This window comes from Microbacterium maritypicum MF109, from assembly GCF_000455825.1.
Lineage (GTDB): Bacteria > Actinomycetota > Actinomycetes > Actinomycetales > Microbacteriaceae > Microbacterium > Microbacterium maritypicum_A.
Window position 1 is genome coordinate 60,490 of sequence record NZ_ATAO01000181.1, and the last position, 18,748, is coordinate 79,237.

An 18,748-nucleotide genomic window follows, 5' to 3' on the forward strand; every position below is an offset into this window, starting at 1 on the left:
ACGATCGGTGGGCGGGGGCGTTTCGCGCACGACGAGGTGCGAGAACACACAGGTATCCGGGAGCCACATGAACAGATATGCCGTGATCGGCGCTGGTCCGTCCGGCCTCGCCGCAGCGCGCGCCCTGCAGAAGCGCGGGATCTCCGTGGACGGATACGAGGCCTCGCACGGCGTCGGCGGGCTGTGGGACATCAGCAATCCCCGCAGCACGATGTACGAGTCCGCGCATCTCATCTCCTCCCGCACGACGACCGAGTTCACCGAGTTCCCCATGCGGTCCCGGGTCGACTACCCCGGACACCGGGCACTCAGGGACTACTTCGACGACTATGCCCGTCACTTCGGGCTCACCGACCTCTTCCGCTTCGACACGCGGGTCGTGCGTCTCGAGCCGCGCGACGGCGGCTGGGATCTGACCAGTTCCGGCCCCAGGGGAGACGAGACGCACTGGTACGCGGGCGTCGTTCTCGCGAACGGGACGCTCGCCGAGCCGAACATCCCGGCATTCCCTGGTGAGTTCACAGGCGAGCTGCTGCATACGCACGCCTACAAGTCGCCCGAGCAGCTGAAGGACCGGCGCGTGCTGCTGATCGGCGCGGGCAACTCCGGCTGCGATATCGCGGTCGACGCCGTGCATCATGCGGTATCCGTCGACATGAGCGTCCGCCGCGGGTACTACTTCGTTCCGCGGTATCTGTTCGGCAGGCCGAGCGACACTCTCAACCAGGGGCGACCGCTCCCCGCGCGCATCAAGCAGGCCATCGACAGTCGTGTGCTGCGGGCCTTCACCGGCGACCCCGTGCGGTTCGGGTTCCCGAAGCCCGACTACCGCATCTACGAGTCGCACCCGATCGTGAACACCATGGTCCTGAACCACCTCGGGCAGGGCGATCTGCGCATCCGTCCCGACGTCTCGCGCTTCGACGGCGCGAGCGTGCACTTCCGTGACGGCAGCGCCGACGACTACGACCTCGTGCTGCTCGCCACCGGCTACACCCTCGACTATCCGTTCGTCGACCGCGAGCACCTGCACTGGCGCGGTGCCGCGCCGCGGCTGTTCCTGAACGTCTTCCCCGCCTCGTTCAACGGCCTCTACGTGATGGGCATGATCGAGGCCTCGGGCATCGGCTGGCAGGGCCGCTACGAGCAGGCGGAGCTGCTCGCGGCCTACCTGAACGCGGTCGAGCAGGATCCGGAGCGCGCGTCGCGATTCCGCGATCGTGTGACCGGAAGCCCCTGGCCCGATGTGACCGGCGGCTACCGCTACCTGGGCCTGGATCGGATGGCCTACTACGTCAACAAGGACGCCTACCGCGGTGCCGTCCGGAACGAGAAGCGCATTCTGGAGTCACGGGCGTAGCACCCCTCGGTGACGAGCGACCGTCGACCGGGCGGAGTAGCGTTGTCTCGTGCAGAAGAAGCCCCGCCGGATCCTGAAGCGCGTGCTGTGGAGCGTCGCGATCGTGCTGGTCGTCGCCGTCGGCGGGGTGCTCGCCTGGACCCAGATCGGCGTCATGGCCGCGGAGCCGGAGCCGCTCGCCTCGGTGCGGGAGAACCCGGCCATCACCGTGACCGATGCCGACCAGGGCATCGTGCTCGCCCCCGCCGACGGGAGATCGGACCTCGGCCTCGTCTTCATCCCCGGGGCCAAGGTGGATCCGTGGGCGTATGCCGCGATCCTGCAGGGGCTGGCCGAAGAGGGCGTCACGGTCGTGATCACACGCCCGTGGCTGAACCTGGCGTTCTTCGACCCGCGCGGACTCGACGCCTTCACCTCGGCGGCCCCCGACGTCGATGTCTGGGGCGTCGGCGGGCACTCCCTGGGCGGCGTGCGTGCATGCCAGCTCGCGGACGACGCCGATGCGCTCGTCCTGTTCGCCTCCTACTGCGCGAACGATCTCTCCGGCACTGGGCTTCCCGTCCTCAGCCTGTCCGGCAGCGAAGACGGGCTGTCCACCCCCGAGAAGATCGCCGATGCGCGCGATCAGCTGCCCGCCGATGCCGACATGGTCGAGATCGAAGGGGCGTCGCACGCGTCCTTCGGCGACTACGGACCGCAGGACGGCGACGGCACTCCGACGATCTCCCGCGACGAGATGCACGCGGAGGTCACGCGTCTGACCGACGAGTTCCTCGCACCGCTCTCGCCCTGAGCGTCACCTCCCCACGGCCCCGAGGACCGGGTCGAGCAGCGGATGGAGGTGCCGGGTGCGCAGGACCGCCGCCGCCGAACGCGCCCCCGCCTCGAGCGCAGTGGTGACGCCCGCCCCGTCGAGCCGCGCGTCGAGCACGCCCGCGAGGAACGCATCACCCGCGCCGTTCGTGTCGACGACCTCGACGGGCACCGCAGGAACCCGATGCACCACGCCGTGCTCGTCGACCGCCACGGCCCCCTCCGCTCCCAGGGTGCACACGGCCAGGCGCGCTCCCGCCGCGATGCGGGACTGCAGGAACACGACCGGGTCGTCCAGCCGGTCGGCGTTGCAGAACACCGCATCAGCGGCGTCGAGGAACGGCCGGTGGTAGTGCGCCCTGCCGTCGTAGTCGTGCACATCCACCCAGATCGGTGTGCCGGTCGATCGGGCGAGAGGCAGCAGGCGCAGGGGCTCCGCGGCGAGGTCGAGCACGACCGCATCGGCAGCGACCATCCGGTCGCGCATCCGGTCGTCGCGCGTGCCCTCGGCCGTGCTCGGGGTCGACAGGTACAGCGAGACGCGACCGCCTTCACGCGTCATCAGGTTCAGATGTCGTTCGGTGACCCCGTCGTCCCAGGAGGTCTGCACGCCGGCGGCGCGCAATGCGTCGCGCACGCGTCCGCCCTCCATATCCGTCCCAGAGATGGCATGCAGCCGTGTGGTCCGGCCCAGCGCGGTCAGGCTGAGCGCCTTGCCCGCGCTGGTCCCTCCGACCGTCTCCCAGGTGTCCTCGGCGAACTGCATGTGCGGCACCGGCTCGGGAAGCCGATCCAGCACGATGATCGTGTTCCACGATGCCGGCCCGACGATGACGACGGAGGCGGATTCCGCTGCGGACTCTGAGGAGGAGGGCATGGGACCATCCTGTCGTGCCTCGTCTCGGCCGTCTCGTTCAGCCGATGCGCGAGACCAGCGCGTCCAGCCCCATGCCGTAGTCGATGCGCACGACGGGAAGGGCGAGCTTGTCGGTGCCGATCTTCACATATCCGGGCTCGATGGTACGTCCCATCTCGTAGCCGGCCTGGGCGACGCCCTGCTTGGTGGTGTCGTTGTAGTGCCCGTACGGATACGCCACGACCTGACCCACGCCGAGGATCTGAGCCGACGTCGTCAGGTCTGCCGCGATCTGATCGGCCGTCCAGTTGACCATCCGGCCCTTGCCGTTGTCGCCTGCCTGGTGCATGTCATGCGTGTGCGAGCGGCGCTGCACATAGACGGACGGCGCCGGGTCCTGCCGAGCGGCCGTGATCATGAACGACGTGCTGAGCAGCTTGTACCTGTCCACGACCGGCACCGCGAGATCGAACCACGACTGGTCGGCATCGTCATCGGTGATGATCACGCTCTTCGCAGGAAGCGAGAGGCGCCCGTCGATGAAGGCGCTGAGCTCGTCCCAGGTGGGCAGGTAGAAGCCCGTCGTCGCGATGTGGTTCATCTGCGCATCGAAGTCGCCGATGTAGGCGTAGTTGCCGCGCAGCCAGCCCTTCTCCCCCTCGGGGTTCGCCGTGAACTGGTGATACATGAGGATGGGCACTCGCACGTTCTCCGCGGCGTTCTCCTCCGGCGTCTTCCAGGCGGCGAAGAGCTCGACCTGCTGGTCCGTGCACACCACGGGATCGGCGCCGTTCACGCGGGCCGCGACCGTCAACGCTCCGGCGTCCGCTGCCGTCGCGTACCAGCCGGCGAACACCCGACCCTCCAGCTGCGGGATCGGAAGGCCCTGGTACAGGGCGTCCTGGAACTGCAGCATCGGGTCGGCAGGAGCCCCGTCGCCCGAGAAGGTCACCGCACAGGCGCGCGGATCGTTCGCATCCGCCACGATCTGCTCCGCCGGCGTCAGCGGATGCTCGATCGTGGCGGACTGCGCCTTCGGAATCGTGTTCTCCTGCGCACGGTTCAGCCAGACGAAGGCGGCAGCGCCACCTCCGACGACGACGGCGGCCACGACGGCGGTGACGATGATCGCGGCGCGCGTGCGGCGCTTCTTCCCCCCGGAAGCCATGGTCAGGCGTCGAAGCCTTCGGCGATCATCTCCACGAGCTCCTCGCGCTCCTCGACGGGGAGGAACGCCGCGGCGGCGGCGTTGAACTGGAAGGTCTCGAGGTCGTCGAGATCGTACTCGAACGCCTCGACGAGCAGGGCGAGCTCACGCGTGAGAGACGTGGCGCTCATGGTGCGGTTGTCGACGTTCACGGTCACCGCGAACCCGAGCTGGTAGAGCAGGTCGAAGGGGTGGTCCACCATGGTGTTGCCCCACGCGGCGATGGCCCCGGTCTGCAGGTTCGACGAAGGCGAGAGCTCGAGCGGGATCTCGCGGTCGCGGACCCAGCGCGCGAGGTCGCCGAACTGCACCTGCACCTCGTCGCCCTCCTGGGTGATGACCTCGAGGTCTTCGGCGATGCGCACACCGTGGCCGAGCCGCAGCGCGCGTCCGTCCAGCAGAGCCGAGCGGATGGAGGCGGGACCCGCCGCCTCTCCCGCGTGCACGGTGACGGGGAAGAAGTTCTCGGCGAGGTAGTCGAACGCCTTGCGGTGGTTCGACGGCGGGAAGCCATCCTCAGGACCGGCGATGTCGAAGCCCACGGCACCGCGTCCGCGGAAGTCGACCGCGAGTTCGGCGATCTCGAGGGCGCGATCGGTGTGCCGCATCGCCGTGATCAGCTGCCCGACGCGGATGCTGCGTCCCGAGCGGTCCGCGGCGTCCTCACCCTCTTCGATGCCCTGCTGCACCGCCTCCACCGTCTGTTCGAGCGTGAGGCCGCGAGCCAGGTGCTGCTCGGGCGCCCAGCGCACCTCGCCGTAGATCACGCCGTCGGCGGCGAGGTCTTGGACGAACTCCCGTGCGACACGGGTGAGGCCCTCCTGCGTCTGCATCACGGCGGTCGTGAGGTCGAACGTCTTGAGGTACTCGACCAGCGAACCGGAATCGCTCTGCTTCGCGAACCACGATCCCAGCGCCTTCGGGTCGGACTCCGGAATCTCCAGGCCGATCGCGTCCGCGAGCTCGATGATCGTGGCGGGCCGCAGCGCGCCGTCGAGGTGGTCGTGCAGCGACACCTTGGGAAGGCTCCGCAGGGAGACCCCCTGAAGTGTGACGTCGCCGTTCGCATCGATCGACATGGTGATCCTCTCGGTCGCGGATGTGCTCAGTTCAGGCTAGCGGTCCGCCGTCACGCCGTGATGCGCTCACGGACGATGGGGCCGGTCACCGGCGCCTCATCCCCGATCTCCCACGAACCATCGAGGGCGTCGAGAGCCCTGCCGAACCGGGCATCGTCGGCGGCTGAGAGGGTGAAGAGCGGCTGGCCGGCGACGACGCGATCGCCCGGCTTCGCATGCAGATCGATGCCTGCCTCGAAGACCACCGGGTCCTGCGCCCTGGCGCGCCCCGCGCCGAGACGCCAGGCAGCGACCCCGAACGGGAGGGCATCCATGCGCGTGATGATTCCGTCGGTGGGGGCGAGCACCTGGTGGGTCTCGCGCGCCGTCGGGAGCGCGGCATCCGGATCTCCGTCCTGAGCGCGGATCATCGCCTTCCAGGTGTCCATGGCGCGGCCGTCGTCGAGAGCGGCCTCCACGTCGGCGTCCGGCTGTCCTGCGAGGGCGAGCATCTCGCGTGCCAGGGCGATCGTGAGCTCGCGCACATCGGAGGGTCCGCCACCGGCGAGGATCTCGACGGATTCACGGACCTCGTTCGCGTTGCCGATCGCAAGGCCGAGCGGGACGTTCATGTCGGTCAGCAGGGCGGTCGTCGCGACCCCGGAGTCGGTGCCGAGAGCGACCATGGTGCGGGCGAGCTCGCGGGCGCGATCGATGTCCTGCATGAACGCACCGGAGCCGAACTTCACATCGAGCACGAGAGCGTCCGTGCCCTCGGCGATCTTCTTCGACATGATGCTCGACGCGATCAGCGGGATCGCCTCGACGGTGCCGGTGACGTCGCGGAGCGCATACAGCTTCTTGTCCGCGGGGGCGAGGCCGGAGCCGGCGGCGCAGATGACCGCGCCCACGTCTCCCTGCATCTGCGCGAACATCTCCTCGTTGCTCAGAGCAGCGCGCCATCCGGGGATCGACTCGAGCTTGTCGAGCGTGCCGCCCGTGTGACCGAGCCCGCGACCGCTCAGCTGCGGCACGGCCACGCCGAACGAGGCGACCAGCGGGGCGAGCGGCAGCGTGATCTTGTCGCCGACGCCACCCGTGGAGTGCTTGTCGACCGTGCGCTTGCCGAGGGAGGCGAAGCTCATCCGCTCCCCCGACGCGATCATCGCGTCGGTCAGCACGCGGATCTCGTCGCGCTCCATGCCGCGCTGGAAGATCGCCATCGCGAACGACGCCATCTGCGCGTCCGAGACATAGCCGCGGGTGTAGGCATCGACCATCCACCGCAGCTCCGCCTCGGGCACGGCGCCCCCGTCGCGCTTGGCGCGGATCACATCGATCGCGTCGAACGGTTCGATGGCTCCCTGAGCCTGTCCAGCGGTCATCGTGCTTCCTCCAGGTCGCGCGGCCCGAACGCATCGGGCAGCACCTCGTCGATCGTGCGGATGCCGGAGACGGTCTCCAGGAGCATCCCGGGCATCGCATGCTCGAACAGCAGCTGGCGACAGCGTCCGCACGGCATGATCGTCTGCCCCTCGTTGTTGACGCACACGAACGCGACGAGCTGGCCGCCGCCGGACATGTGCAGGTCACCGACCAGGGCGCACTCCGCGCACAGCGTCACACCGTACGACGCGTTCTCCACGTTGCAGCCGGCCACGATGCGGCCGTCGCCGACGAGGGCGGCCGCACCCACGCGGTAGCGCGAGTACGGCGCGTACGCCTTCGTCATGGCATCCGTGGCGACCTGGCGCAGTTCATCCCAGTCGATGTCGGTCATTGCGATGTTTCTCTCTTCCGGCAGGGCTACGACTTGATGTAGGGCTTGCCGTCTGCGGCAGGGGCCTTGATCTGCCCGGCGAATCCGGCGACCGCGAGCAGCGTCACGACATACGGCAGCATCAGCATGAACTCGCCCGGGATGGGCGTCTTCAGGATCGACAGCAGGTTCTGCAGGTTGGTCGCGAAACCGAACAGCAGCGCCGCGAGGGTCGCACGGATGGGATCCCATCGGCCGAAGATCACAGCGGCGAGGGCGATGAAGCCGAGCCCGGCCGTCATGTCCTTGCCGAACTGCGGCACCGAGACGAGGGTGAAGTACGCGCCTCCCATGCCGGCGATCGCGCCGGCGAGCAGCACGTTCCAGAACCGGGTCGGGTTCACCTTGATGCCCACGGTGTCGGCCGCCTGCGGGTGCTCCCCGACGGCACGCAGCCGCAGACCCCACCGGGTGCGGTAGAGGCCCCAGGCCACCACGGCGACCGTGATGAACATCAGGTACCCGATGAAGGTCTGGTTGAACAGCACCGGCCCGATGATCGGGATGTCGCTGAGGACCGGGATCTCGACGCGCGGGAATCGCACGGGCGTGTTCAGGGTCGCCTCGTTCGGAGCGAGGAGTGCGCCGTAGAGGAAGCCGGTGAGACCGGTGACGAGCACGTTGAGGACGACACCGACGATGACCTGCTCGACCAGATACTTGATCGCGAACGCGGCGAGGACACTAGCCACCAGGACGCCGCCGATCATCGCCCCGACCAGGCCGACGAACGGGTTCCCGGTGATGCTCGACAGGAGCGCTGCCGAGAAGGCACCGAGAAGCAGCTGCCCCTCGATCGCGACGTTCACGACGCCGGCACGCTCGCCGATGACACCGCCCAGGGCACCGAACACCAGGGGCACCGAGAGCGAGACCGCGCCGAACAGCAGGCTCGTGACCGGCACGAGTCCGCCGGCGGAGGCCCAGACGAGGAACGCGAAGACGGCCAGCACGCTGAAGGCGATCACGAGCCACAGGGACGGCGGACGGTAGGTCCATGCCCGCAGGAACGCCCCCACCGTGAGCACCACGAGGATGCCGAACACGACCCAGAAGGTCGAGGCCGTCGGCAGCGCCACATCCGGCAGCGCGAGCGCCGAGGACTGGTCGGAAAGGCGGAACGTGCTGATGCCGTCGCGCGGCACGAGCAGGAACAGCAGGGCCAGGAGCACGGTCGCTCCGGCCAGCACGATCGGCGCCTTGAGGTGCCGCTCCTTCACGGTCGCGAGCTGCACCGTGCCGTCGGCGGCCTGGGTCTGCACGAGGGACATCATGCCGCCACCGCCTTCTTCGCGGCCTTGGCTCTGAGCCGTGCCGCCTTCTCGATATCGGTCTTGGGGAGGAAGAACACCGTGCGCAGCAGCGGCGGCGCGGCGATGAACAGCACGACGAGCGACTGCACGACGAGCACGATGTCGACCGGGATGTCCTGCGCCTGCATCGAGAACGACCCCGCCTTGAGCGCGCCGAACAGGATGCCGGCGGCGAACGTGCCCCAGGCACGACTGCGCCCGAGGAGGGCGACGGTGATGGCGTCGAAGCCGATGCCGGCGTCGATCGTCTCGGTGACACCCGTGGTCACCGCTCCCTGGATCTGATTCATGCCCGCGAGGCCCGCGAGGCCGCCCGCGAAGAGCATGGCGTACACGTAGATGCGCTGCACGCTGATGCCCGCGGCCCGCGCGGCGTGCGGGTTCTCGCCCACGGCGCGCATCCGCATGCCGAGCGACGAGCGCTCGATGAGCCACCAGACGAACAGTGTCGCCACGATCACGATCACGAAGCCGAGGTCGAGAAGGGGGAACTGCGGTCCGAGCAGCGTCGGGAACTGTGCGCTCTCCGGCGTCGCCGATCCGAGGGCCTGGTTGGTGCCCGGCTTCTGCAGCAGACCCGGGGTGCGGATCATCCAGAGCAGCAGGTAGTACGCGATGTAGTTGAGCATGATCGTGAGGATCACCTCATGCGCACCGGTGCGGGCCTTGATGAGTCCCGCGATCGCACCCCAGAGCGCACCGCCCGCGATACCGGCGATGAGCGTGACCGGGATGTGCAGCCAGATCGGCAGGTCGAGCGAGAACGTCAGCAGCGCGGCGACGGCGACGCCGATCAGCATCTGACCGCGAGCGCCGATGTTGAACAGCCCGACGCGGAACGCCAGCGCGACGCCGAGGCCGGCCGCGATGAGCGGTGCCGCGAAGCCGAGCGTGTTGGTGAGGGGTCGGATCTGCGCCGCGAAGTCCGCGCCACGGGCGTTGAAGATCGCCCCGCGGAACAGCGCCTCGTATCCGTTGTAGACGGCGTTCCAGGCGGCGACGAACGTGTCACCGGGCTGCGCGAAGAAGTAGACGGATGCCGCCTGGACGTCTTCGTTCGTCAGCGCGATGAGGATGCCGCCGACGATGAGCGCCAGCACGATCGCGAGGATCGTGGTCACGGCACTGCCGCGGAGGATCTCCTTGAGGATGACGTTGCCGCGCGGGGGCGGCGGCACGTCGGAAGGGTCGCGCGGGACCGTGCCGGTGCTCGTTGCGAGCTCCTGCGGCGGGATCCCCTTGGTCACATCTCCTGCGCCGGGCGTCGCTCCGCTCACGCGGCCACCTCCCCTTCGGCCGCTCCGGCCATCATGAGTCCGAGCGTCTCCCGAGGCGTGTCGCCGGGGACGATGCCGACGATCGTGCCGCGGTACATGACCGCGATCCGATCGGCGAGAGCTGCGACCTCGTCGAGCTCCGTGGAGACCACGATCACGGGCACACCCGCGTCACGCGTCTCGATGATCCGCTTGTGGATGAACTCGATCGAGCCGACGTCCACGCCGCGGGTGGGCTGCGCCGCGACGAGAAGGCGCAGATCGCGGCTCATCTCCCTGGCGATGACGACCTTCTGCTGGTTTCCGCCGGACAGCGTGCCGGCGGGGGTCTCGGGACCCTGCGTGCGGATGTCGTACTCCTTGATGCGCGCACGGGCGAACTCGTCGAGCGCTCCACGCCGCAGCGTGCCGGCGCGGCTGAACGCCGGGTCGTCCGAACGGTCGAGGATCAGGTTCTCCGCGACGGAGAACCCGGCCACCAGGCCGTCTTCCGTCCGGTCTTCCGGCACGAAGCCGACGCCGGCGTCGAGGATCGCCCGCACGCTCTTGCCTACGAGTTCGTTGCCGTCGAGTCGGATGCTGCCTTCGACACGGGCGGCGAGACCGACGATGGCCTCCACCAGCTCGGTCTGACCGTTGCCCTGGACGCCCGCGATCGCGAGCACCTCCCCCGGCCGGACGGCGAAATCGACCCCGTCGACGACGATGGCGCCGGTGGGCGTCAGAACGCGCAGACCCGTGACCTCGAAGCCGCCTTCACCCAGGCGCGGCGGCTCCTTGTGCACGGTGAGTTCGACCGCGCGGCCGACCATGAGCGATGCCAGCTCGGAGTTCGTCGCAGTGGGCGAAGCCTCACCCACGACCTTGCCGAGGCGCACGATCGTGATCTTGTCCGCGACCTCGCGGACCTCACGGAGCTTGTGCGTGATGAACACGATCGCCGTGCCCTCGTCACGCAGTTGACGCATGATGCCCATCAGCTCATCCGTCTCCTGCGGAGTGAGCACCGCGGTGGGCTCGTCGAACACGAGCACCTTCGCGTCACGCGACAGCGCCTTGATGATCTCGACGCGCTGCTGCACGCCGACGGGAAGATCTCCGACCAGCGCGTCGGGGTCGATGTCGAAGCCGAAGCGGGCCGCGACCGATCGCACGTGCTCTCGCGCCTTCGCGATGTCGAGCGTGCCGAGGGCCTTGGTCTGCTCATGTCCGAGCATGACGTTCTCGGCCACGGTGAACACCGGGACGAGCATGAAGTGCTGGTGGACCATGCCGATCCCCGCAGCCATCGCGTCACCGGGACCGCGGAAGCGCTGCACCTCGTCGTCGAGGAGGATCTCGCCCTCGTCGGCCTGATACAGGCCGTAGAGGACATTCATGAGGGTGGACTTGCCTGCGCCGTTCTCACCGAGCAGCGCGTGGATCTCACCCGGTTCGACCACCAGATCGATGTGGTCGTTGGCAACGAGGGTGCCGAATCGCTTGGTGATGCCGCGAAGTTCGAGCTTCATATCTGCACCTTATCCAGAAGAGTCATCCAGAAGAGCCATCCAGACGAGTCTTCCAGGGGGATCATCGTGCGTCCACGACACGGGGCGAGTGGCATCCTGCTCACCACTCGCCCCGTGCGGGAACTGCGACGGATTTACTTGGAGGTCGGGGAGTTCGGGGACTCCACCTTGATGTCGCCCGAGATGATCTGCTCCTGCAGAGTCTTGAGCTCGTCGGTCAGACCTTCCGGGAGCTTCGACTCGAAGTCACCGAAGCCGGAGAGCTTGACGCCCTCGTTCTCGAGCGTGCCCACGTACGGGGCCGGGTCGAACTCGCCCTGGGCCGCGGCCATGGTCGCGTCCTTCACGGCGACGTCGATCGCCTTCATGATCGAGACGAGCGTGATGCCGGCGACACTCGGGTCGGCGACGGCGAGGTCGCTGTCGACACCGAGCATCAGGGTGTCCTTGCCGCTGTCGGCGATCGCCGCAGCCGCGCTCTGGTAGACGGGGCCGCCGACCGGGAGGATGACGTCGACGCCCTGGTCGAGCACACCCTGTGCGGTCTGCTTGGCGGTGTCGTTCGCGTCGAAGCCGCCCGTGAACGAGCCCTTCTGCGTGGCCTCGTCCCAGCCGAAGACCTCGACCGCAGCGGACTTGTCCTCGTTGTACTTCTCGACACCGAGCTGGTAGCCGTCCATGAACACGGCGACCGACGGAATCTGCATTCCACCGAAGGTGCCGACCTTGTTCACGCCGCTCTGCGCGGACCAGGACGCGGCGGCGTAACCACCGAGGTATGCGGCCTGAGCCGTGTCGAAGACCAGGGGCTTGATGTTGGGAGCATCGACGTTGCCGTCGAAGTCGTTGTCGGCCCAGTCGTCGATGATCGCGTAGTCGATGTCGGGGTTCGCGAGAGCCGACTCGACCGTCGCGGCGGACAGCTTGAAGCCGACCGAGACGATGAGCGAGCAGCCCTCCGAGACCGCGGTCTCGAGGTTCGGCGCGTAGTCGTTGTCATTGGCCGACTCGAACTCGAGCGGCTTGATGTCCAGCTCCTTGGCGGCGCTGTCCATGCCCTCCTTGGCGGACTGGTTGAACGACTTGTCGTTCCATCCGCCGGCGTCGGAGACGAGGCAGGGAAGGAAGTCGGAGGCAACCGGCTCGCCGGAGCCGGCGGGCTTGTCTGTCGGAGCCTGGCCGCAACCGGCGAGTGCGAAGACGACGCCAGCGGCGACGGTGACGCCGAGCAGCTTCTTGGTGGTGGAGATGGTCAACTGATGCCTCCCTCAACGAAACCGCGGCCATCGCGGATCGATCAAAGTTACCTACTGTTTCGGCTTTTGTGCACGCCCGTGCCGCACGTGCTGGCCAATGGTTACCAAGCTGAAATCAAGACAGCCGATGAGCGTCTCCGCCTGCTCATCGGAGCAGACGTCAGAGCACGTCCCCGCGACCGGTGAGCTTGAGCGACTCGACGACGCTCTTCACCCGCTGCGCATTCTGCACCGTCGTGACCAGCAGCGCGTCGGGGGTGTCGACCACGACGATGTCCTGCACCCCCACCAGGCTGATGACGCGGGACGTCTGGCTGACGAGGATCCCACTCGCACCATCCGTGAGCACCCGCGCGTTCGGGCCGAGCACGGCGAGGTCGTTCTTGCGACCGTTGGTGATGAGCTTCGTCAGCGACGCGAAGTCCCCCACGTCGTCCCAGTCGAAGTGACCGGGGACCACGGCGAGGCGTCCCCGTCGGGCGGCGGGCTCGGCGACGGCGTAGTCGATGGCGATCTTCTTCAGTCGCGGCCAGATCCGATCGACCGCGGGGCCACGACGGTCGCGATCGTCCCAGGCCTCGGCGAGTTCGAGCAGTCCCGCGTGCAGCTCAGGCTCGTTCACGGCCAGCTCTTCCAGCAGCACACCGGCCTTGGCGATGAACATGCCCGCGTTCCAGAGGTAGCCGCGGTCGGCGATGTACGCCTTGGCGGTCTCGAGGTCGGGCTTCTCCACGAAGCTCGCCACCAGCGCGGCCTCACGCGCACCGTCGACGACGAGCTCGGGTCCCATCTTGATGTAGCCGAAGCCGATCGCCGGCTCGGTCGGCGTGATGCCGATCGTGCAGATGTAGCCCTCACGCGCCACCTCGACCGCATCGCGCACGGCGAACTCGAACACCCGGGTGCCGCGGATCACGTGGTCCGCGCTGAAGGAGCCGATGATCACGTCGGGATTGCGACGGTGCAGGATGGCCGCGGCGAGCCCGATCGCGGCCGCCGACTCGCGCGGCTCCGACTCGAGGAACACGTTCAGGTCGGGGATCCCCGGCAACTCCGCCTCGACGGCCGCCCGGTGAGCCCGGCCGGTGACCACGGCGATCCGATCCGCACCGGCGAGCGGCACGAGCCGATCCCAGGTGTCGCGCAGCAAGGAGTGTCCGGATCCCGTCAGGTCATGCAGGAACTTCGGTGCATCCGCACGAGAGAGCGGCCACAGCCTGCTGCCGATGCCGCCGGCGGGGATCACTGCGTAAAAGTCCTCGATGGGTGTGCTCACCCTGCCCAGGGTAGCCGCAGCGATCATCTCGACATCGAGACACTTAGGCTCCCCTTCGTCGCTCCCAGTGATCTGACAGGAATAGGATGGACAGCGATCGGGCGTGCCTGACACTTCGACAGGCTCACACTTGGACAAGCGCAGCGCACGCGACCGAGTCACATCGATCCAGGGAGGACGACCGTGTCCACAAGCGCCCGCTTGACACCGTCGATTTCGGAAACCACGTCCAAGACCCCCCGCGGCACCCTCTACCGGGGTCGCGAAGGCATGTGGTCGTGGGTGCTTCACCGCATCACCGGAGTCGCCATCTTCTTCTTCCTGTTGGTGCACGTGCTCGACACGGCGCTGATCAGGGTGTCACCGGAGGCGTACAACGCCGTCATCGGGACATACAAGAACCCGATCATGGCCCTCGGTGAGGTCGTGCTCGTCGCCGGCATCGTGTTCCACGCGATGAACGGCCTGCGCATCATCGCCGTCGACTTCTGGTCGAAGGGCGCCAAGTACCAGCGCCAGCTGTTCTGGGGCGTCCTGCTGGTGTGGGGCATCATCATGGCCGGCTTCGTGCCCCGCCACCTGATGCTCGCGTTCGCCGGATTCGGAGGGGGACACTGATGTCTGCACAGACCATCGCCGCCGCCCCGACTCGTCGCCGCCGCGGCGTCAACCTCGAGAAGTGGGGCTGGATCTTCATGCGCGTCTCGGGCGTCGTGCTCGTCGTGCTGATCTTCGGTCACCTGTTCGTCAACCTCATGGTCGGCGAAGGCATCCACGCCCTCGACTTCGCGTTCATCGCGGGCAAGTTCGCCACGCCGTTCTGGCAGTGGTGGGATGTGCTGATGCTGTGGCTCGCACTCATCCACGGCGCCAACGGCATGCGCACCATCGTGAACGACTACGTGACGAACAGCACGGCGCGCAAGGCGCTGGTCTGGGCGCTCGGGCTGGCCGCCGGCCTGCTCATCATCCTCGGCACACTCGTGGTCTTCACGTTCGACCCGTGCCTGGGTGTGACCGAGGACAGCGTCCTCTGGTCCGAATGCGCCGCGATCGTCGGGAACTAGAAGAAGGCATACGAGAAGTGACTACCGAGACGCAGGATTCCGTCGTCCGTGACGGCGTGCACTACCACCAGTTCGACATCGTGATCGTGGGAGCCGGTGGAGCGGGCATGCGTGCCGCCATCGAAGCGGGCCCTGGCGCGAAGACCGCGGTGATCTCCAAGCTGTACCCCACGCGCTCGCACACCGGTGCGGCGCAGGGCGGCATGGCGGCAGCCCTCGCGAACGTCGAAGAGGACTCCTGGGAGTGGCACACCTTCGACACCGTGAAGGGCGGCGACTACCTCGTCGACCAGGACGCTGCCGAGATCCTCGCGAAGGAGGCCATCGACGCGGTCATCGACCTCGAGAACATGGGCCTCCCGTTCAACCGCACGCCCGAGGGAAAGATCGACCAGCGTCGCTTCGGCGGTCACACGGCCGAGCACGGCAAGACCCCGGTCCGCCGGGCCTGCTACGCCGCCGACCGCACCGGCCACATGATCCTGCAGACGCTGTTCCAGAACTGCGTCAAGCTCGGCATCAACTTCTTCAACGAGTTCTACGTGCTCGACCTGCTCACGGTGAAGGACGCCGACGGCAAGACCCAGGTCTCCGGCGTCGTCGCATATGACCTGGCCACCGGCGAGCTGCACGTCTTCCAGGCCAAGGCCGTGATCTTCGCGACCGGCGGTTTCGGCAAGATCTTCAAGACCACCTCGAACGCGCACACCCTCACGGGTGACGGCGTCGGCATCGTGTGGCGCAAGGGACTCCCCCTCGAGGACCTGGAGTTCTTCCAGTTCCACCCGACCGGGCTCGCCGGTCTCGGCATCCTCCTCACCGAGGGCGCACGAGGCGAAGGCGCGATCCTGCGCAACGCCTCCGGTGAGCGCTTCATGGAGCGCTACGCCCCCACCATCAAGGACCTCGCCCCGCGTGACATCGTCGCGCGCTGCATGGTGCAGGAGGTCCTGGACGGGCGCGGCGCCGGCCCCCACAAGGACTACGTGCTGCTCGACTGCACGCACCTGGGCGCCGAGGTGCTCGAGACCAAGCTCCCCGACATCACCGAGTTCGCCCGCACGTACCTCGGTGTCGACCCGGTCGTCGAGCCCGTGCCCGTGATGCCCACCGCGCACTACGCGATGGGCGGCATCCCGACCAACAACGACGGCGAGGTCCTCGCGGACAACACCACCGTCGTCCCCGGCCTCTACGCCGCGGGCGAGTGCGCATGCGTCTCGGTGCACGGCGCCAACCGCCTCGGCACCAACTCGCTGCTCGACATCAACGTCTTCGGCAAGCGCGCCGGCCGCAACGCCGTCGAGTACGTCAAGACCGCCGAGTTCGTCCCCCTCCCCGAGAACCCCGCCGGCTTCGTGTCGGGCATGCTCGAGGACCTGCGCAACAACCAGGGCACCGAGCGCATCGCCGTCCTGCGCAAGACGCTGCAGGACGAGATGGACAAGGGCGCGCAGGTGTTCCGCACGCACGACTCCCTCCAGCACGTGCTCGGCGTCATCGCCGAGCTGCGTGAGCGCTACAAGAACGTGCACGTCGACGACAAGGGTCAGCGGTTCAACACCGACCTGCTCGAAGCCGTCGAGCTGGGCTTCCTCCTCGACATCGCCGAGGTCGTCGTCTACGCCGCGCAGAACCGCGAGGAGAGCCGCGGCGGCCACATGCGCGACGACTTCCCGAAGCGCAACGACGAGAAGTACATGAAGCACACCATGGCTTACCTGACCGGTGATCCGCACTCCTCCACGCCGAGCGACCACATCAAGCTCGACTGGAAACCGGTCGTCTTCACGAAGAACGATCAGGGCGAGTTCAACTACCCGCCGATGGAGAGGAAGTACTGAGCATGTCGACCGCCATCGCAGAGGCACCTGCCGACACGACCGAAGAGACCGGCATCCAGTCCTTCATCGTCACGTTCAACATCCGCCGGTTCAACCCGGAGGTCGACTCCGAGCCGCACTGGGTCGACTACGACGTGGAGCTCTACTCCACCGACCGCGTGCTCGACGCCCTGCACAAGATCAAGTGGGAGGTCGACGGCTCGCTCACCTTCCGGCGCTCGTGTGCCCACGGCATCTGCGGCTCCGACGCCATGCGCATCAACGGCCGCAACCGCCTGGCCTGCAAGACGCTGATCAAGGACCTCGACATCTCGAAGCCGATCTACGTCGAGGCGATCAAGGGTCTGCCGCTCGAGAAGGACCTCGTCGTCGACATGGAGCCGTTCTTCGCGTCGTACCGCGAGGTGCAGCCGTTCCTCGTCGCCAGCTCCGTTCCGGAGAAGGGCAAGGAGCGCGTCCAGTCCATCGCCGACCGCGAGATCTTCGACGACACCACCAAGTGCATCCTGTGCGCCGCGTGCACCTCGTCGTGCCCCGTGTTCTGGACCGACGGCCAGTACTTCGGGCCGGCGGCGATCGTCAACGCGCACCGCTTCATCTTCGACTCCCGTGACGACAACGCGGCTGTCCGCCTCGACATCCTCAACGACAAGGAAGGCGTGTGGCGCTGCCGCACCACCTTCAACTGCTCCGAGGCCTGCCCCCGTGGCATCGAGGTGACCAAGGCGATCGCCGAGGTCAAGCAGGCCGTGCTCCGCGGTCGCCCCTGACGCCGCGACAGGCAACAACGCGAGAACAGGCGGTCCCCTTCCGGGGCCGCCTGTTCTGCGTTCCTGCCCTGCTCACGCCCGTTCCGCTCTTGGATAGGGTGGGGAGGTGTCCGAACCCGATGGCTCTGCGACCGACCCCGGTCGCCTCGATGCGGCCGTCGAGCGCGCGACCGCGCTGACGCAGCGCACCCTCGGACTGTTCCCCGTGCGCGTCTGGCGCCACTTCCTGCAGCACAACGGATTCCTCCTCGCCGCGGGCGTGAGCTACCAGGCCCTCTTCGCGATCTTCGCCGCGATCTACCTGGCCTTCGCGATCGCCGGACTCTGGCTCGGAGGCAGCGATGAAGCCGTCGACGCCCTCATCGCGATGATCAACAGCTACATCCCCAATCTGATCCTTCCCGAGGGCGGTGTGGTCACGCCCGATCAGGTGAAGGACATCGCGGCGAGCACCACCGGAGTGCTGAGCGTCACCGGTCTGATCGCGCTCGGCACCGTGATCTGGACCGCGATCGGCTGGGTCACGTTCTCTCGTCGTGCGACCAGAGACATCTTCGGTCTGCCGCCCGATCGTCGCAGCTACGTGATCCTGAAGGCGCGCGACCTGCTCGCGGCGGTGATCTTCGGAGCTTCCCTGGTGGCTGGTTCGGTCCTCAGCTCGGCGAGCGCCGCGATCCTGAGCTGGCTCCTCGGTCTGCTCGGCTGGGACTCCAGCTCGAACGGGGTGATCCTCATCCGCATCGGTGCCGTCATCGTCTCCTTCGCGCTGATGTCGGGCGCCCTGGCGGCTATGGTCCGATTCCTCACCGGGACCTCCCTGCACTGGCAGACGATCTGGCCCGGCGCTCTCCTGGGCGGCGGCGCGATGACGATCCTGCAGTTCGGTGCGGGGTTCCTCCTCAGCTACACCCCGTCCAACCCGCTGCTCGCCACGTTCGCGATCTTCATCGGTCTGCTGCTCTGGTTCCGCATCAACGGCGTGGTGATGCTGGTGGCCTCCTCCTGGATCGCGGTCGCTGCGCAGGACCGCGACCTGCCCCTCCTCACGCTGACCGAGGCCGAGCGCCGCATGGCGGAGTATCAGGCCCTGCTGACGGCTGCGCGCATCCGCGTGCGCGAAGCCCATGCCGCACGTGAAGCCGCGCCCTGGTACCGCGCGTGGAGCGCGGCGAAGGCCGTGCGCGACGCGGAGCAGGAGCTCGCCGACCTCGAGGCCTCTCCTCCCCCGCCGCCCGATCCGAGCACGCCGCTCGCCCAGCGTCTGCTCTCCGAACTGCACCGACCGGGACGGGATGTCGGCAGCGCTCGTTAGGCTTGTGAC

17 protein-coding genes are annotated in these 18,748 nt (G+C 67.8%); 7 read left to right on the plus strand and 10 right to left on the minus strand.

Going from position 1 to position 18,748, the window contains the following annotated elements; translation table 11 throughout:
• The first annotated feature begins 67 nt into the window (after nucleotides 1-67).
• Nucleotides 68-1,360: a flavin-containing monooxygenase gene (locus tag L687_RS31030; RefSeq protein ID WP_021199699.1), complete on the plus strand. Its 1,293-nt coding sequence runs from the start codon at nucleotides 68-70 to the stop codon at nucleotides 1,358-1,360.
• A 49-nt stretch (nucleotides 1,361-1,409) separates the two neighbouring features.
• Nucleotides 1,410-2,153, plus strand: a complete 744-nt coding sequence (locus L687_RS31035) for an alpha/beta hydrolase (RefSeq protein WP_021199700.1) — start codon at nucleotides 1,410-1,412, stop codon at nucleotides 2,151-2,153.
• A 3-nt stretch (nucleotides 2,154-2,156) separates the two neighbouring features.
• Here the strand turns inward: L687_RS31035 and L687_RS31040 are convergent, their stop codons facing one another.
• From L687_RS31040 to L687_RS31085, 10 genes are all read right to left on the minus strand, one after another.
• Nucleotides 2,157-3,050: a carbohydrate kinase family protein gene (locus L687_RS31040; RefSeq protein ID WP_021199701.1), complete on the minus strand. Its 894-nt coding sequence runs from the start codon at nucleotides 3,048-3,050 to the stop codon at nucleotides 2,157-2,159.
• 37 nt (nucleotides 3,051-3,087) lie between these two features.
• Entirely contained in the window at nucleotides 3,088-4,197 is a 1,110-nt protein-coding gene (locus tag L687_RS31045) for a polysaccharide deacetylase family protein (protein ID WP_021199702.1), read from the minus strand.
• A gap of 2 nt (nucleotides 4,198-4,199) precedes the next feature.
• Complete coding sequence (locus tag L687_RS31050; RefSeq protein ID WP_021199703.1) at nucleotides 4,200-5,315, minus strand: adenosine deaminase; 1,116 nt, start codon at nucleotides 5,313-5,315, stop codon at nucleotides 4,200-4,202.
• Between the two features lie 50 nt (nucleotides 5,316-5,365).
• Complete coding sequence (locus tag L687_RS31055) at nucleotides 5,366-6,679, minus strand: thymidine phosphorylase (RefSeq protein WP_021199704.1); 1,314 nt, start codon at nucleotides 6,677-6,679, stop codon at nucleotides 5,366-5,368.
• Nucleotides 6,676-7,158 (minus strand): cytidine deaminase, encoded by a 483-nt coding sequence (locus L687_RS31060; protein ID WP_268741824.1) that lies wholly within the window; start codon nucleotides 7,156-7,158, stop codon nucleotides 6,676-6,678. The genes L687_RS31055 and L687_RS31060 overlap by 4 nt, the downstream gene beginning before the upstream one ends.
• Nucleotides 7,101-8,384 (minus strand): ABC transporter permease, encoded by a 1,284-nt coding sequence (locus tag L687_RS31065; RefSeq protein ID WP_029260565.1) that lies wholly within the window; start codon nucleotides 8,382-8,384, stop codon nucleotides 7,101-7,103. Before L687_RS31065 ends, L687_RS31060 begins: the two co-directional genes overlap by 58 nt.
• Complete coding sequence (locus L687_RS31070; RefSeq protein ID WP_029260564.1) at nucleotides 8,384-9,703, minus strand: ABC transporter permease; 1,320 nt, start codon at nucleotides 9,701-9,703, stop codon at nucleotides 8,384-8,386. Before L687_RS31070 ends, L687_RS31065 begins: the two co-directional genes overlap by 1 nt.
• Nucleotides 9,700-11,214 carry an ABC transporter ATP-binding protein gene (locus tag L687_RS31075; RefSeq protein WP_021199707.1) on the minus strand — a complete coding sequence of 505 codons (1,515 nt, stop codon included), beginning with the start codon at nucleotides 11,212-11,214 and terminating at the stop codon, nucleotides 9,700-9,702. The genes L687_RS31070 and L687_RS31075 overlap by 4 nt, the downstream gene beginning before the upstream one ends.
• Nucleotides 11,215-11,348: 134 nt before the next feature.
• Nucleotides 11,349-12,470: a BMP family lipoprotein gene (locus L687_RS31080; RefSeq protein WP_021199708.1), complete on the minus strand. Its 1,122-nt coding sequence runs from the start codon at nucleotides 12,468-12,470 to the stop codon at nucleotides 11,349-11,351.
• 160 nt (nucleotides 12,471-12,630) lie between these two features.
• Entirely contained in the window at nucleotides 12,631-13,746 is a 1,116-nt protein-coding gene (locus L687_RS31085; protein ID WP_029265715.1) for a mannose-1-phosphate guanylyltransferase, read from the minus strand.
• Nucleotides 13,747-13,929: 183 nt separating this feature from the next.
• On the opposite strand from L687_RS31085, the gene sdhC reads away from it, so the two are divergent.
• From sdhC to L687_RS31110, 5 genes are all read left to right on the plus strand, one after another.
• The gene (gene sdhC, locus L687_RS31090) at nucleotides 13,930-14,364 is read left to right on the plus strand and encodes a succinate dehydrogenase, cytochrome b556 subunit (RefSeq protein WP_072591539.1); all 435 of its coding nucleotides are present in this window, start codon (nucleotides 13,930-13,932) and stop codon (nucleotides 14,362-14,364) included.
• A complete protein-coding gene (locus tag L687_RS31095; RefSeq protein ID WP_021199711.1) occupies nucleotides 14,364-14,813 on the plus strand; it encodes a succinate dehydrogenase hydrophobic membrane anchor subunit in 450 nt (149 codons plus the stop codon). Before sdhC ends, L687_RS31095 begins: the two co-directional genes overlap by 1 nt.
• Nucleotides 14,814-14,830: 17 nt before the next feature.
• Nucleotides 14,831-16,657: a succinate dehydrogenase flavoprotein subunit gene (sdhA, locus tag L687_RS31100; RefSeq protein WP_021199712.1), complete on the plus strand. Its 1,827-nt coding sequence runs from the start codon at nucleotides 14,831-14,833 to the stop codon at nucleotides 16,655-16,657.
• Between the two features lie 2 nt (nucleotides 16,658-16,659).
• The gene (locus tag L687_RS31105) at nucleotides 16,660-17,427 is read left to right on the plus strand and encodes a succinate dehydrogenase iron-sulfur subunit (RefSeq protein ID WP_021199713.1); all 768 of its coding nucleotides are present in this window, start codon (nucleotides 16,660-16,662) and stop codon (nucleotides 17,425-17,427) included.
• A gap of 106 nt (nucleotides 17,428-17,533) precedes the next feature.
• Nucleotides 17,534-18,739: a YihY/virulence factor BrkB family protein gene (locus L687_RS31110; protein WP_021199714.1), complete on the plus strand. Its 1,206-nt coding sequence runs from the start codon at nucleotides 17,534-17,536 to the stop codon at nucleotides 18,737-18,739.
• The last annotated feature ends 9 nt before the right edge of the window (nucleotides 18,740-18,748 follow it).